Annotated in this window: 14 protein-coding genes; 11 read left to right on the forward strand and 3 right to left on the reverse strand. The window is 67.6% G+C overall.

Annotated features, from left to right (window positions below; translation table 11 throughout):
• Positions 1 to 105: 105 nt before the first annotated feature.
• Together NN2_RS02660 and NN2_RS02665 are read right to left on the reverse strand one after the other, a co-directional pair.
• A complete protein-coding gene (locus NN2_RS02660) occupies positions 106 to 900 on the reverse strand; it encodes an SDR family oxidoreductase (RefSeq protein ID WP_030518684.1) in 795 nt (264 codons plus the stop codon).
• Between the two features lie 75 nt (positions 901 to 975).
• Complete coding sequence (locus NN2_RS02665; protein WP_231983155.1) at positions 976 to 2,157, reverse strand: acyl-CoA dehydrogenase family protein; 1,182 nt, start codon at positions 2,155 to 2,157, stop codon at positions 976 to 978.
• A 243-nt stretch (positions 2,158 to 2,400) separates the two neighbouring features.
• Here NN2_RS02665 and NN2_RS02670 point away from each other — a divergent pair, with 243 nt between their 5' ends.
• The 11 genes from NN2_RS02670 (at position 2,401) to NN2_RS02720 (ending at position 13,535) form a co-directional block, all read left to right on the forward strand.
• On the forward strand, positions 2,401 to 3,948 hold the full coding sequence (locus NN2_RS02670) for a FadD3 family acyl-CoA ligase (RefSeq protein WP_063010043.1): 1,548 nt from the start codon (positions 2,401 to 2,403) through the stop codon (positions 3,946 to 3,948).
• Positions 3,945 to 4,847 (forward strand): enoyl-CoA hydratase, encoded by a 903-nt coding sequence (locus NN2_RS02675; RefSeq protein WP_255359499.1) that lies wholly within the window; start codon positions 3,945 to 3,947, stop codon positions 4,845 to 4,847. The genes NN2_RS02670 and NN2_RS02675 overlap by 4 nt, the downstream gene beginning before the upstream one ends.
• A complete protein-coding gene (locus NN2_RS02680; RefSeq protein WP_030518688.1) occupies positions 4,847 to 6,004 on the forward strand; it encodes an acyl-CoA dehydrogenase family protein in 1,158 nt (385 codons plus the stop codon). Before NN2_RS02675 ends, NN2_RS02680 begins: the two co-directional genes overlap by 1 nt.
• 55 nt (positions 6,005 to 6,059) lie before the next feature.
• On the forward strand, positions 6,060 to 7,064 hold the full coding sequence (locus tag NN2_RS02685) for an acyl-CoA dehydrogenase family protein (RefSeq protein WP_063010045.1): 1,005 nt from the start codon (positions 6,060 to 6,062) through the stop codon (positions 7,062 to 7,064).
• Positions 7,065 to 7,095: 31 nt separating this feature from the next.
• On the forward strand, positions 7,096 to 8,196 hold the full coding sequence (locus NN2_RS02690; protein ID WP_063010047.1) for an acyl-CoA dehydrogenase family protein: 1,101 nt from the start codon (positions 7,096 to 7,098) through the stop codon (positions 8,194 to 8,196).
• A 291-nt stretch (positions 8,197 to 8,487) separates the two neighbouring features.
• Positions 8,488 to 8,988: a MarR family winged helix-turn-helix transcriptional regulator gene (locus tag NN2_RS02695; protein ID WP_030518691.1), complete on the forward strand. Its 501-nt coding sequence runs from the start codon at positions 8,488 to 8,490 to the stop codon at positions 8,986 to 8,988.
• An 8-nt stretch (positions 8,989 to 8,996) separates the two neighbouring features.
• Entirely contained in the window at positions 8,997 to 10,250 is a 1,254-nt protein-coding gene (locus tag NN2_RS02700; protein ID WP_063010049.1) for an MFS transporter, read from the forward strand.
• Positions 10,251 to 11,088: 838 nt separating this feature from the next.
• A complete protein-coding gene (locus NN2_RS02705) occupies positions 11,089 to 11,424 on the forward strand; it encodes a hypothetical protein (RefSeq protein ID WP_063010200.1) in 336 nt (111 codons plus the stop codon).
• A complete protein-coding gene (locus NN2_RS02710; protein ID WP_063010051.1) occupies positions 11,402 to 11,923 on the forward strand; it encodes a DUF6879 family protein in 522 nt (173 codons plus the stop codon). Before NN2_RS02705 ends, NN2_RS02710 begins: the two co-directional genes overlap by 23 nt.
• A complete protein-coding gene (locus NN2_RS02715; protein ID WP_063010053.1) occupies positions 11,920 to 12,789 on the forward strand; it encodes a helix-turn-helix domain-containing protein in 870 nt (289 codons plus the stop codon). The genes NN2_RS02710 and NN2_RS02715 overlap by 4 nt, the downstream gene beginning before the upstream one ends.
• Positions 12,786 to 13,535, forward strand: a complete 750-nt coding sequence (locus NN2_RS02720; RefSeq protein WP_063010055.1) for a DUF427 domain-containing protein — start codon at positions 12,786 to 12,788, stop codon at positions 13,533 to 13,535. Before NN2_RS02715 ends, NN2_RS02720 begins: the two co-directional genes overlap by 4 nt.
• Before the next feature lie 57 nt (positions 13,536 to 13,592).
• Here the strand turns inward: NN2_RS02720 and NN2_RS02725 are convergent, their stop codons facing one another.
• The gene (locus NN2_RS02725; protein ID WP_063010057.1) at positions 13,593 to 14,501 is read right to left on the reverse strand and encodes an AraC family transcriptional regulator; all 909 of its coding nucleotides are present in this window, start codon (positions 14,499 to 14,501) and stop codon (positions 13,593 to 13,595) included.
• Between the last annotated feature and the right edge of the window lie 185 nt (positions 14,502 to 14,686).

Genomic DNA, 14,686 nt, shown 5'->3' on the forward strand with positions numbered 1-14,686 from the left:
AAAATCGAGGCGGGCCGAGAACCACCAGGGTGTACCTCTCGCAGCTGTGCACCCTGGTGCGTTACCTCAGGGCCGTCGGGGCGTGCCTCTCGCAGAGGTTTCCTCTCAAGCGCGTTGGCTGCTTACCGAGACGACTTCGCCTGTCATGTAGGAGGTGTAGTCGCTGGCGAGCATCGCGATGGTGGCGGCGACCTCCCACGGCTCGGCGGCCCGGCCGAAGGCCTCGCCCGCGGCCAGGCGATCGAGCAGTTCGGTAGAGCTCACCTTGTCCAGGAAGGGGTGGCGGGCGATGCTCGGCGCGACCGCGTTGATCCGCACGCCCAGTTCCGCGGCCTCCACGGCGCTGCAGCGGGTCAATGCCATGACACCGGCCTTGGCGGCGGCGTAGTGGGCCTGGCCGTGCTGGGCCCGCCAGCCGAGCACGCTGGCGTTGTTGACGATCACGCCGCCGTGGCCCGCGGTGCGGAAGTAGTTCAGCGCGGCGCGGGTGCAGCGGAAGGTGCCGTTCAGCGTGATGTCCAGGACGCGATCCCACTGTTCGTCGGTCATGTCGACGACCGGCGTCTCACCGCCCAGGCCGGCGTTGTTGACCATGATGTCGATGCGGCCCAGGCGCTGCGCCGCGGCGCGGATCAGTTCGTCGACCTGTTCGGTACTGGTCACGTCGCAGACCACCGAGGCGACCTTGCGCTGCGGGAATTCCGCGGCCAGCTCCTCCTCGGTCTGCTTCAGCCGGCGTTCGTGCCAGTCGGAGACCACGACGTCGGCGCCCTCGTCGAGCATGCGGCGCGCGGTGGCCGATCCGATGCCCGTGCCGGCGGCGGCGGTGATCACCGCGACCCGGCCGGCGAGCAGTCCGTGACCGGAGATCGGCTGGGGCGGAACCGAGAGATCAGGCACTGTAGGTCCTTCCTTACGGCCGAACAGCGGCTTCGGCCGATGGTTTCCGGCCGAGCGTTCGGCCGGGCGGGGTGGTCAGCGGGCTTCGCGGGGCAGGCCGAGCACGCGTTCGGAGATGATGTTGCGCTGCACTTCGTTCGAGCCGCCGTAGATCGTGTCGGCGCGGGTGAACAGATAGAGGCGCTGCCATTGGTTCAGATCGTCCGCAGGGTGCGGATCGAGGGCGGAGCCGGTGCCGCCGACCGGAGGCCGGGCGATCAGGCCTTCGGCGCCGAGCACGTCCATGGCCAGTTCGCCGAGGCCGCGATGCCAATTGGCCCACAACAGCTTCGAGACCGAGGCCTGGCCGGCGGCGGTGCGGGCGTCGACGTTCTGATGCGCCGATTCCAGGGTCCGCAGCGCGTGTGCGCGCAGCACGCGCAAACCCACCCACGCCTGGTCGATGCGTTCGGCCAGAGCCGGATCCGCCAGCGCGCCATTGGCTTTCGCCACCGCCTCCAGATTCGACAGTTCGCGCGCGAACCGGATCTGCTGGCCGACGGTGGAGATGCCGCGCTCGAAGGTCAACGTGCCCATGGCGACTCGCCAGCCCTCACCGGGTTTGCCCACCACCAGATCGGCGGCGGTGCGGGCGTTGTCGAAGAACACCTCGTTGAATTCGGCGGTTCCGGTGAGCTGGATGATCGGGCGCACCTCGATACCGGGCTGCTTCATCGGCACCAGCAGATAGGACAGGCCGTGGTGGCGGGTCGAGCCGGATTCGGTGCGGGCGATGACGAAACACCAGTCCGACAGATGCGCCAGCGAGGTCCAGATCTTCTGGCCGTTGATCGACCATTCGTCACCGTCGAGCCGGGCGCTGGTCGACACGTTCGCCAGGTCCGAACCGGCCCCGGGCTCGGAATATCCCTGACACCATAGTTCGGTGACCGAGCGGATACCGGGCAGGAAACGCTGTTTCTGCTCCTCGGTGCCGAAGGCGAGCAGGGTCGGGCCGAGCAGCTCCTCCCCCAGGTGCGAGACGCGCGCCGGGGCATTCGCGCTCGCGTACTCCTCGTGGAAGATCACCTGCTGGCGCAGCGTCGCCGCCCGGCCGCCGTACTCGACCGGCCAGCCCAGGCAGGTCAACCCCGCCGCGGCGAGGTGGCGGTCCCACTCCAGCCGCTCGTCGAAGGCTTCGTGCTCACTTCCGGGCCCGCCGAGCCCGCGCAGCTCGCGGAACTGCCCGTTCAGGTTTTCGGCCAGCCATTCCCGCACTTCGGCGCGGAATTCCTGGTCGGCTGCGTTTTCCGTACCGGGGGCCGCCGTGCCGGAGGCATCCGCGCCGGCGGCGGAATCGGGGGTCTGGATCGCACTCACTCCGGTAGAGTAACCTACCAAGCACTTGCTTTGTAGGGCGGTGAGCTCTGCAGCGCGAATCGACCGACGGACCGAGCCGTCACCACGCCGGACAAGCCGGCTGCTCGGCCCGTCGACCAGCGTGTAGAAGACGAGGACGACGTGACACCCCCTGTGCAGACCACCCCTCTCGCCCTGCACGAAGCCGCGCGCATCCACGGCGATGCGGCGGCGGTCAGCGACGGCGAGGTGCACCTGAGCTGGGTGCAACTACTCGATGCCGTGCGGCAGACGGCGGGGGCGCTGATCGCGCGCGGAATCCAGCGCGGCGATCGGATCGCGATCTGGGCGCCCAACACCTGGCACTGGGTGGTGGCCGCACTGGCCACGCACTACACCGGCGCCGCACTGGTTCCGCTCAACACCCGCTACGTCGCCGACGAGGCCGCCGATGTGATCGCCCGGGTCGACGCGAAGGCGCTGTTCATCGCCGATCCGTTCCTGGGCCGGCAGCGCCTCGCGGAATTGCGCGCGGCCGCACCGGAATTGGCGGTCGGCACGATCATCGTCATTCCGGCGGAGGGCGAATCGGCCTACGACGATGCCGTCGCCTGGTCGCAACTGGCCGAACTCGCCGCGCAGACGCCGGTGGAGAAGGTGATCGCGCGCGCGGAATCGGTCGAGCCCGAAGACATCGCCGACATCCTGTTCACCTCGGGCACCACCGGCCGCAGCAAGGGCACGCTCGTCGCCCAGCGCCAGGCACTCGATGTGGTGCGGGCCTGGGTGGAGCGGTCGACGCTGAACAGCTCCGATCGCTATCTGGTGATCCCGCCGTTCTTCCACAACTTCGGCTACAAGGCGGCCATCCTCGCCTGCCTGGTCACCGGCGCCACGATCGTGCCCCAGGCGACCTTCGACGTGCCGCAGACGATGCGGATGGTGCAGGAGCAGGCCATCACGGTATTGACCGGTCCGCCGACGATCTACCAGACCATCCTGGAACATCCCGCCCGCGCCGATTTCGATCTGAGCAGCCTGCGGGTGGCGGTCACCGGCGCGGCGACCGTACCCGTGGTGCTGGTCGAGAGAATGCGCAGCGAACTGGAATTCGAGGTGGTCGTCACCGCGTACGGCCTCTCCGAATCCTCCGGCTTCGGCACCATGTGCCTGCCCGACGACGATCCGGAGACCATCGCCAATACCTCCGGTGCGGCCATGGCCGGATTCGAGGTGCGCATCGGCGATCACGGCGAGGTGTTGCTGCGCGGGCCGAACGTGATGGTCGGCTATCTCGACGATCCCGAGGCCACGGCCAAGACCATCGACGCCGACGGCTGGTTGCACACCGGCGACGTCGGAATCCTCGACGAGCGCGGCTATCTCAAGATCACCGACCGGCTCAAGGACATGTACATCTCCGGCGGCTTCAACGTCTACCCGGCCGAGATCGAACAGACTCTGGCCCGGCTCGACGGCGTCGCCGAATCCGCCGTGATCGGGGTGCCGGACGAGCGGATGGGCGAGGTCGGCAAGGCCTACATCGTGCGCCGGGCGGGCGCCGAACTGTCCGAAGACGACGTCGTCGCCTACGCGAAGAAGACCCTGGCCAATTTCAAGGTGCCGCGATTCGTGGAGTTCCGGGACCGGCTGCCCTACAGCGCCGCCGGCAAGGTGCTCAAGCGGCAACTACGTGAGGAGATCTCGTGACCACAGACGCAACCCCCGCGCCGATTCCGGACGAGGGCGAAGTCGTCACCTACGAGCGCCGTGGTCCGATCGCCCTGGTCACGATGAACCGGCCCGACTACCGCAACGCCCAGAATTCGGTGATGACCTACGCGCTCGACGCCGCCTTCACGCGGGCGGTCGAGGACGCCGAGGTCAAGGTGATCATCCTGGCGGGCAGCGGAAAACACTTCAGCGCCGGGCACGACATCGGCACGCCCGGACGCGACCACCACATCGAATACGACAACAAGGCCGCGCTGTGGTGGGACCACGTCGACCGGCCCGGCGGCGATCAGCGCTTCGCCCGGGAGCTCGAGGTCTACCTCGGCATGTGCCGGCGCTGGCGGGAGATTCCCAAACCCACCATCGCGATGGTGCAGGGCGCCTGCATCGCGGGCGCGATGATGCTGGCCTGGGTGTGCGACATGATCGTCGCCGCCGACGACGCCTTCTTCTCCGATCCCGTTGTCCGGATGGGCATTCCGGGCGTCGAGTACTTCGCGCACCCCTGGGTGCTGGGCCCGCGGCGGGCCAAGGAGGTGCTGTTCACCGGTGATCGGTTCAGCGCCGAGCAGGCCTACGAGTGGGGCATGGTCAACCGGGTCGTGCCTCGCGCCGAATTGGAATCGCACACTCTCGAGCTGGCCGAGAAGATCGCCACCATGCCGCAATTCGGCTTGGCGCTGACCAAGAAGGCCGTCAACCAGTGCGAGGACCTGATGGGGTTGCGCGCCGGCATGGATTCGGTCTTCGGCCTGCACCACTTCGCCCACGCCCACAACGCCGAGGTCGGCACCGACTCGCTGGCCGGTATGACCGCCAAGTCGATGAAGGCGACCGCAACGACCGCCACGACCGCAGAACGGAGCGGCAAGTAATGGATCTCGAACTCGATTCGGCCGCAGCGCAATTTCAGCTCGAAGTGCGCGAATTCCTGCGCGCGAACGTCCCCGCCGAACCGCTGCCGTCGATGGACACCCGGGAGGGTTTCGAGGCGCATCGAGCCTGGGAGCACACCCTCGCCGATGCCCGGCTCTCGGTGGTGTCGTGGCAGCGCGAATACGGCGGGCGCGACGCCTCGCTGCTCGAGTGGGTGCTGTTCGAGGAGGAGTACTACGCCGCGGGCGCGCCCGGGCGGGTGAGCCAGAACGGCATCTTCCTGCTGGCCCCCACCCTGTTCGAACACGGTACGCCGGAACAGCTCGAGCGCATCCTGCCGAGAATGGCTCGCGCCGACGACATCTGGGCGCAGGCGTGGTCGGAGCCGGAGGCCGGTAGCGACCTCGCGGGCATTCGATCCAGCGCGAAGCGGGTCGAGGGCGGCTGGGTGCTCAACGGGCAGAAGACCTGGAGTTCGCGAGCCTCGTTCGCGGACTGGGCCTTCGGCCTGTTCCGCAGCGAAACAGAGGAGGAGCGGCGCAGTAAGGGTTTGGCCGCTTCGCGGCATTCAGGCCTCACCTATGTGATGTTCCCGCTGTCCGCGGACGGTGTGACCGTGCGGCCCATCCCGCAGCTCGACGGCGAGCCCGGTTTCGCGGAGATCTTCCTGGACAACGTCTTCGTCCCCGATCGCGATGTGATCGGCGAACCGGGCGCGGGCTGGCGGGTGGCGATGAGCACCTCCAGCAACGAACGCGGCCTGTCGCTGCGCAGCCCGGGCCGGTTCAACGCCACGGCCGCGCGCTTGATCGAGCTGTGGCGCGAGACCGCCGATCCGGCCGACACCGCGGCCCGCAACCGCGTGGTCGACGCGTGGATCGGCGCGGAGGCCTACCGGCTCAACACCCTCGGCACCGTGACCCGGCTGTCGGAGGGCGGCAAACTCGGCGCGGAATCGTCGATCAACAAGGTCTTCTGGTCCGAACTCGATATCGCGATGCACGAGACCGCCCTGGATCTGCTCGGCGCCTCGGCCGAGCAGAGCAGCGCCTGGACCGACGGCTACCTGTTCTCGCTGGCGGGCCCGATCTATGCCGGTACCAACGAGATTCAGCGCAATATCGTCGCCGAGCGCCTGCTCGGGCTACCGCGTTGAGATCCGCCATGTGCCACCCCGCCTCCCCGCGCCGCACCCCCGAATGGACCCATCGATGAGATTTGCACTGTCCCCCGAACAACGCGACTTCGCCGACAGCCTGCGCAAGATGTGCGATGCCGCGGGTACGCCCGCCGTCATCCGCAACTGGAACGGCGGCGGCGCCCGTGGCGGCCGGGCACTGATCCGGCAACTGGCCGGCGCCGGCGCTCTGGGCCTGGCCGTGGCCGAGGAATACGACGGGATGGGCGCCGAGACCATCGACCTGGTGGTGGCGTGCCGGGAATTCGGCCGGGCCGCGGTGCCGGGCCCGGTGATCGAGACCGCCGCGGTGATTCCGGCGCTGTTGCAGGCGCTCGACGATTCCGGCCCGGCGCGGCGCTGGCTGCCCGGCTTCGCCGAGGGTGAGTCGCTCGGCACCATCGCGCTCTCGCCGCAGACACCGGCCCTCGACGCCGATTCCGCCGATGTGGTGCTGGTCGTGGACGGTGACAAGCTGTGCACGGCTCGCCGAGGCGACCGGATCGAATCGGTGGACGCGGCGCGGCGGCTGTATACGGTGAGCCCGGACGAGGTGGTGGCACAGGGTGATTCGGTGCTCGCCGCGGCGGAGACGGCGTTCGACGCCGGTGCGCTGGCGGCGGCGGCCCAGCTGCTGGGCGCGGGTAACGCGATGCTGGCCACCAGCGTCGCCTATGTGATCCAGCGGCATCAGTTCGGGCAGCCGATCGGGCGCTACCAGGCCATCAAACACCATCTGGCCGATGCGAAGATCGGCCTCGACATGGCCGAACCGCTGCTGTACCGCGCGGCGCTGAGCTTCGGCACCGCCGACCGCGCCCGCGATGTCTCGGCGGCCAAGTTCGCCTGCGCGGAGGCCGCGTACCGGACGGCGCGGATCGCCCTGCAGGTGCACGGCGCCATCGGTTACACGGCCGAATGCGATCTGTCGCTGTGGCTGACCAAGGTGACCGCTCTGCGATCCGCGTGGGGCACCGCCGACTTCCATCGCGCCCGGATCGCCGCGGCGCTGCGTACGCCGGTGGCGGCCGGCGCGTGAACCACCGAGACGACGAGACGGGAGTACGGCGATGACCGATACCGCGGAACTGCAGGAACTGGCCGCGACCGTACGCGCCGTCCTCACCCGGCACGGCGACCGGGCCGCCCTGCGGCAGGCGATCGACAGCGAACTCGGTTACGACGAGCGGCTGTGGCAACTGCTGTGCGAGCAGGTGGGTGTGGCCGCGCTGGCGATTCCGGAGGAGTACGGCGGCGTCGGCGCCGGGATCGATACGGCACTGGTGGTGATCGAGGAACTGGGGCGCACGCTGCACAACCCGCCGATGCTCGGATCGGCGGTTCTCGGCGTCCAGGCCGTGCTGGCGACGGGCGATGCCGCCGCGGCGCAGCGATTGCTGCCCGGGGTCGCCGAGGGCAGCCGGACGCTAGCGGTGTGCTGGGCGGACGAAAAAGGCTGGGCGACAAGCGCAGTCGCGAGCACCGGTGCGGCTCGCGGACCCGCGGGATACGCGGTGCGGGCCGACGGCGGCACATTGACCGGGACCGCGCACTACGTCCTCGACGGCGCCAACGCCGACACCCTGCTGGTGGTGACAGCCGACGGACTCTACGAAATCGACGCCACCGCACCGGGAGTCACCCGCACCGTCGTCCGGACCATGGATCCGACGCGGCGCCTGAGCACCGTCACCTTCGACGGCGCGGAGGCCACCCGGCTGGGCGGGGATGCGGACGCGATCACGGCTCGCCTGCGGGCGGTGGCCTGGACCGCCCTGGCCGCCGAACAGGTCGGCGCGGCCGATCAGTGCCTCGACACGACCGTGGAGTACAGCAAGTCGCGCGTGCAGTTCGGCCGCCCGATCGGCAGTTTCCAGGCGCTCAAGCACCGCATGGCCGATATGTACGTGCTGGTGGAATCGGCCCGCTCGGCCGCGTATGCCGCGATCGCGGATCTGGATAGACCGGTGACCGCGGAGACGACGCTCGACCTCGAGTCGGCGCGCATCCACTGCTCACACGCGTTCCGTTCGGTGGTGTCGGAGACCGTGCAGATGCACGGCGGTATCGCCATCACCTGGGAGCACGACGCGCATCTGTATTTCAAGCGGGCGCACGGCGATGCCGAACTGTTCGGGATGCCGGGGCGGCCGCTGGCTCGACCCGCCTGATCCGGCATCGCCCGACAATTCACGCGGCCGCGCTCGCGTACTCCGACCCCGCGCCCCACGGTCGCGGGGTCGAGTCGTGTTCGCGACCCGGCCGTCCGGCTCTGCCGTTCCGCCCCGTTCAACCCTGCTGGTACAGCCGCCTGCCGCCACCGCCGCCACCGACAGCGAAGCGGCTTCCGCTGCTGCCGCAAGAGCGGCGCTGACCTGCCGAAACTAGCTGTGCGCGAGGTCACCGGAAAATAGATAGTTAGGCTATGTACATACATAGTTAGCTTATGTAACATAATTTTCGTGCAGTCGAACGAGTCGCCCACTCTCCCCGATTCGGCCCGGAGCTCGGTCTCCGCCCCGGATCCGGCCGAGGTGCTCATGGTCGACATCGCCGTCACCGCCGCGCGGCTCACTCGACTGGCCGGCACGCTGGGAACCCGAGCGCTCCCGCGTGCGATGGTGCGGGCGCTGTCCACGCTCGAAGAGCACGGTCCGCTGCGAATCAGCGAATTCGCGGAGATCGACGGTTGCTCCCAGCCCTCGGCAACGGCGCTGATCGGCCGGCTGACAGCCGCCGGACTCGCCGCGCGCACCAAAGACCCCGACGACTCCAGAGCCGTGGTCGTCGAGCTGACGCCGGCGGGGCACGAACAGTTGTCCGTGTCCCGTCGCGCGTTCGGCACCGCCCTCGCGGCCCGGTTGCCCGACTTCGGCATCGACCGGCTCAGCCACCTCGAAAGTGAACTGACCGATCTCCTCGAAGCCTTGAAATCGGCTGCACCGCACACAGTCTCGAAGTAGGAGCGTTGATGAGCACCACTCTCTCATCGCCGACCGCGACCGAGGCGACGACCACTACGACGACCAAGCAGCCCAAATCGGTATGGGCAGTAGCTTTCGCCTCGGTCATCGCCTTCATGGGTATCGGCCTGGTGGATCCGATTCTGAAACCGATCGGCGAACAGCTGCACGCATCGCCGTCGCAGGTCACCCTGCTGTTCACCAGCTACATGCTGGTCACCGGTGTCGCGATGCTGATCACCGGCGTGGTGTCTAGCCGCTTCGGCGCCAAGAAGACGCTGCTCGCCGGCCTGGCCATCATCGTGGTCTTCGCCGCGCTGGCCGGATCGTCGGGAACGGTCGGGCAGATCGTCGGCTTCCGCGCCGGATGGGGTCTGGGTAACGCGCTGTTCATCGCGACCGCATTGGCCACCATCGTGGGCGCGGCCAGCGGCGGAGTCGCCCGGGCCATCATCCTGTACGAGGCGGCACTGGGCATCGGTATCGCCGCCGGACCGCTGGTCGGCGGATTCCTGGGCGGATTCAGCTGGCGCGCACCGTTCTTCGGTGTCGCCGTCCTGATGGCGGTGGCGTTCGTCGCGATCGTCGCCCTGCTGCCGGAGATGCCGAAACCGGCCCACCACACCTCGATCACGGCCCCCTTCAAGGCCTTACGGCACCGCGGACTGCTGCTGGTCAGCATCACCGCACTGCTCTACAACTACGGGTTCTTCACCCTGCTCGCCTACACCCCGTTCCCGCTGAACATGGGCACCTATTCGATCGGGTTCATCTTCTTCGGCTGGGGTCTGCTGCTGGCGCTGGCTTCGGTGGTCTTCGCGCCGCGACTGCAGCGCATATTCGGCACCGTGCCGATGATCGCGACCGCGCTGGCGCTGTTCGCCGCCGATCTGGCCGCGATGGCGATCTGGGCCGATCACAAGCCGGTGCTGATCGTGGGCACCGTATCGGCGGGCCTGTTCCTCGGCGTGAACAACACCCTGATCACCGAGGCCGTGATGATCTCCGCCCCGGTGGAACGCTCCACCGCCTCGGCCGCCTACAGCTTCGTCCGGTTCGTCGGTGGCGCCGCCGCCCCGTATCTGGCCGGCAAGCTCGGCGAACATCAGATGGCCCTGCCGTTCTGGGTCGGCGCCGCGTGTACCGCGGTCGGCGTCCTGGTACTGCTCGGCGGCCGGTCGGCCCTGTCCCACATGGACGAGCACGACCCGGCCGAACACAGCCCGGCCGAAGCCGAAGCCATCACCGTCGGCGACGACTGACCGAGCTCGTCGTCGGGGACGATCCACCCCCTCGGCCCCGACGACACCCTCCGCTGCGGTACCCCTTCTCTGACCGCAACGGCGGTGCGCCGGAATCCCCTCGCGAAACCCGCAGGGGATTCCGGCCTTTCCCTCTTCACCCGTTCTCGCTCGTGCGGCCCGTAGCGGTGAACAGATCGTGCAAACCTGCCCGTTCTCGGCAGTTTTCTCGCAATTCCGCCGAGGTTTGCACGAAAAGTTCGGGCATACCGCTATGGGCCGGTGCCGCGTCGATCTTTCCCGACCGAACACCCGTCCCGGTAGGGCCGGACCGCCCAGGCGACGACCCCCACCGGCAACCCGACGACGACAATCCACGCGACGGTGAGCACGCGACTATGCCTGCCACCGACGCAGCGACCGGAGAACTCGTCCGCACGTCTCCGCATCGGCCGAATCGATCGGGCGGAGAGGCGGGGGTACATCGGATGCGGATGAAACACGCTGCGGCAGAGGCGAACTTCTGAACTCCAGGTAAACACCACCCGAATCGCCGTCCCCATAATCGGCTATCTCCAGCACGCCACCGGGAAACACGTAAAGCCTTGCGCGCCTGGGCCTTGCTTCCATGTCGTCTCCATCCCCTCGTGCGCCGTGGTATGGCACCCGGCACCGGGGAAGTCGTTTCGGCCCGGTGCCGGGGCTCGGTCAGAACGGTAGGAGCGGGCGCATCAGTCGGTCTACCAACTTGGCATTACTTGGCAAAAGTGCCTTACCTGCGACGAAAGCCGTCGATTTACGAGAACATACTGCGAGGAAGAGCCAAGAAGTGCCACACCTCTGGACGGGAGATAGGACGTTGAACCTGAAGTTCCTGGGCAAAGGCGGATCCGACTCAGGCGGCTGCCCCAGCCTCTACGCAACCGATCGAGGCACCTACATCGTGCAGGGATGGGAGACGCCAACTGTTGGAACCGTTGAGATCCCGCATTTACTGCCGGCATTTGCGGAGCCGGATACGTTCATCGGCTCAACGATGACCGACACCGGCCGCGGTACGTTCGCGGTGTCCGGCCGCGCGATCAGCGAACCGGACGTGTTCAGCATGCTCACCTTGGCAGAGAATGAGACGGCGATCGAGGTTCCGAAACAAGTACGGAGGTACTACGGCAATGCTGCTGCGCCCCAACACTGAGCCGGACCTGTGGCCGAACCTGTTTCGTGAGCTCACGCGGAGCGCCTTCCATCTCGAAGTTCGGGACGAATACCACGTACCCGACGAAGAATCCCGGGTACGGGCATTCCTCGCCGGCGAGCCGGCACCGTACAGCCACACGCCCTGGCAAGACCTCATGCGAGAAACAACCGCTCGAGGTGTGACAGTGTCCCGGGTACGCGTGGTTACCGAGCCGCATTCGGACTACCAGCGGTGGTTGCTGTCGGTCACCGGGTCGAATATCGATGCCGGTGAAGACATCCGATACGTACCCCGCCACATCGCTGGACAAGTGCCGCCGGACGACTGGTGGTTGATGGATGCACAACGCGTGGTCTACAACCTGACTGATTCGGCCGGAGTGCCCGCCGGCGGCCTGGCGGTCACCACCGATCCCGAAATCGTCGAGTACTGCCTTCGAGTACGCGAACGTCTGTGGAAGCTGGCAATCCCGTATGCGGAGTACGCCAAGCAGTGACGAACGCAATCCATGAACAACGGCGAGCCCTCGGGGCGATCCTCCGAGGGCTTCGTCGCGACGCCGGCATGTCCGGCCGCCAGCTGGCCGCCCTGGCCGGCTGGCACGAATCGGTGGTGTCGAAGATCGAGACCGGCGACAGAAGCCCGACAGAAGCACATTTACACGCCTACTGCGCCCACACCGGTAACGAGGACCAGCTGCCGGACCTCATAGCCACGTTGCGAAACGTCCAAGCCGCATATCTCGAATGGCGGAAGGTTCTCGGCACCGGTACGAAACGTCGCCAGCAGGAAGCGGTGAAGCTCGCCGAAGAGTCGAAACTGATGCGGATCTTTCAGCCGAACATCATCCCCGGCATCCTGCAAACCGCCGAATATGCGGCGGCCGTCTTGCGCCGGTACATCGACTTCTACCAGGTGCCTGATGACCTGGACGAGGGCGTGTCGAAACGGCTCGAGCGCCAGCAAATGCTGTACCGCGGCGATCACCGGTTTCACATTCTGGTGGCCGAGCAAGCCCTACACACCACTGTCGGCACGGACGCGGTAGTGCTCGGACAACTCGACCGGCTTCTAGCCGTCATCGGGCTCCCCCGAGTCCTCCTCGGCATCGTTCCGGCACAAGCCGAAGTACCGATGCAAACGACCAATTTCGTCATCTTCGACGAACGACTGACACTCGTGGAAGCTCTCACAGCCGAGTTGACGATTACTCAGCCGCGAGAGATCGCTGTCTACGGTCGATTGTTCGCTGAACTCGCCGAAGAATCCGTGACAGGAGACAAAGCCCGAGAGATCATCCGCCGCGCGATCGAATCTCGGACGCACACCGCGTCACCTTCCGCGCGTACCGTGGTGCAATGACCGAGACGAATCGGGGGCGGGTACGGACCGAGGCGGGGCATCGGCGGATCCGGGCCTATGTGGACGGGCAGGTCGTCGCGGATACCATCCGTCCGCTGCTGGTCTGGGAGAGTCCCTACTACCCCACCTACTATGTGCCGGTCGAGGACGTTCGCGCCGAACTGGTCGCGACCGGATCGACCAAGCATTCCACCAGTCGCGGCGAGGGCGTCATCTACGACGTGGTGATCGGCGGAAGCACCAGACCTGCTGCGGCCCTTCGCTATCCGGAGTCGCCGATCCCGGAGCTGCGCGAGCACATCCGCTTGGAGTGGGAACAGATGGATCGGTGGTTCGAGGAGGACGAGCCGATCTACGTCCATCCGCGCAATCCCTATACGCGCGTCGACATCCTCGCCAGTTCACGCACCGTGCGGGTGGAGATCGGCGGAGAGGTTGTGGCGGAATCGAATTCGCCGCACATTCTTTACGAGACCGGACTCGTTCCGCGCTATTACCTGCCGCTGACCGATGTCCGGATGGATCTGCTCACGCCCTCGGCCACCACGACGAGCTGCCCCTACAAGGGCACCGCCGAGTACTACAACATCCGCGTCGGCGACACCGACTATCCCGATCTGGTCTGGTACTACCGCACTCCCCTGCCGGAGAGTCAGAAGGTCGCCGGGCTGGTCTGCTTCTACAACGAGAAGGTCGAGCTGTACGTGGACGGGGTCCGGCAGGAACACTCGACCCCGTTCAGCTGAATCACGGCGCTACCTCCGGCCCGCCGGCACAGGGCTTTCCGGACGCCTCCGATCTCCTCACACCGCGAGGACGGGCGGCAACTCCTCGGCGCGGCGATAACGCCCGGGAGCGAGGGTGTACTCGCGCTTGAACGCCTTGGCGAAGGCGAATTCGGAGCCGTAGCCGACCCGGTGCGCAACCGCCGCGATCGGCAGGTCGGTCTCGCGCAGCAGGCGCGCGGCGGTGAGCATGCGCCAGCGGGTCAGATACGCCAGCGGCGCTTCGCCGACGGTCGCCGCGAAGCGGCGGGCCAGGGTGGCGCGGGAGACTCCCGCCACCGCGCTCAGCCCCGGCACGGTCCAGGCCCGCGCGGGTTCGGCGTGGATGGCGCGCAACGCGGCCGACACCGCCGGATCGGCAAAAGCGCCCGCCCAGCCGGAGGTTTCGGCCTGTTCGTACCAGGAGCGCAGGACGAACAGCAGCAGCGTATCCAGCAGCGCGGGTACGGCGGCGTCGGTGCCCGGCCGCGGTTCGGTGAGCTCGCCGACGAGCAGATCCACCGCGGCACGCAGCGCCGGGGAGCGGCCCGGATCGGCGGGTAGATGCAGGAAGTCGGGCAGTTGGTCCAGCAGCGGGTGGCTGCGGCTGCGGCTGACCTCGTACGCACCGCACAGCAGCGTCGTGCGCGCCCCCGGTCCGGGAAGTTCCCGTGGCTCCCCCGGCCTGGCCACCTCGGTGACCGCACTGTGCGGACTGTCCGCTATCACATGCGCCGCACCGCGTGGCATGAACAGCACATCGCCCGGCCCCATCACCACCGGCTCCGAATCCGGTGCCACCAACCAGCATTCACCCTGCAGCACGATATGGAATCCGGCGCCCGGAACCAGCGGATACCGCCTCCCCCACGGTGCATGCCGCACGAACAGCCCGGAGGCGGGCATTCCGGTTCGCACCGCCGCCACCGTCTCGCTCAAGATATCCACACACTGCCCCACTCGGCCGATCTCACACCGCGACGATCACCAGCATGCTGACCGATCCGGCCACGGTCAACGCACCGGCATGGCGGCGCCCGGCTGTCACCGTGCGACGCCGACGCGCGGGCCCACTACGACCCGCCCGACGTCTTCCGGATCCCGGCCGGCCACGCGAAACAGCGGAGGGCGGC

Source organism: Nocardia nova NBRC 15556 (assembly GCF_001613005.1).
GTDB lineage: Bacteria > Actinomycetota > Actinomycetes > Mycobacteriales > Mycobacteriaceae > Nocardia > Nocardia nova.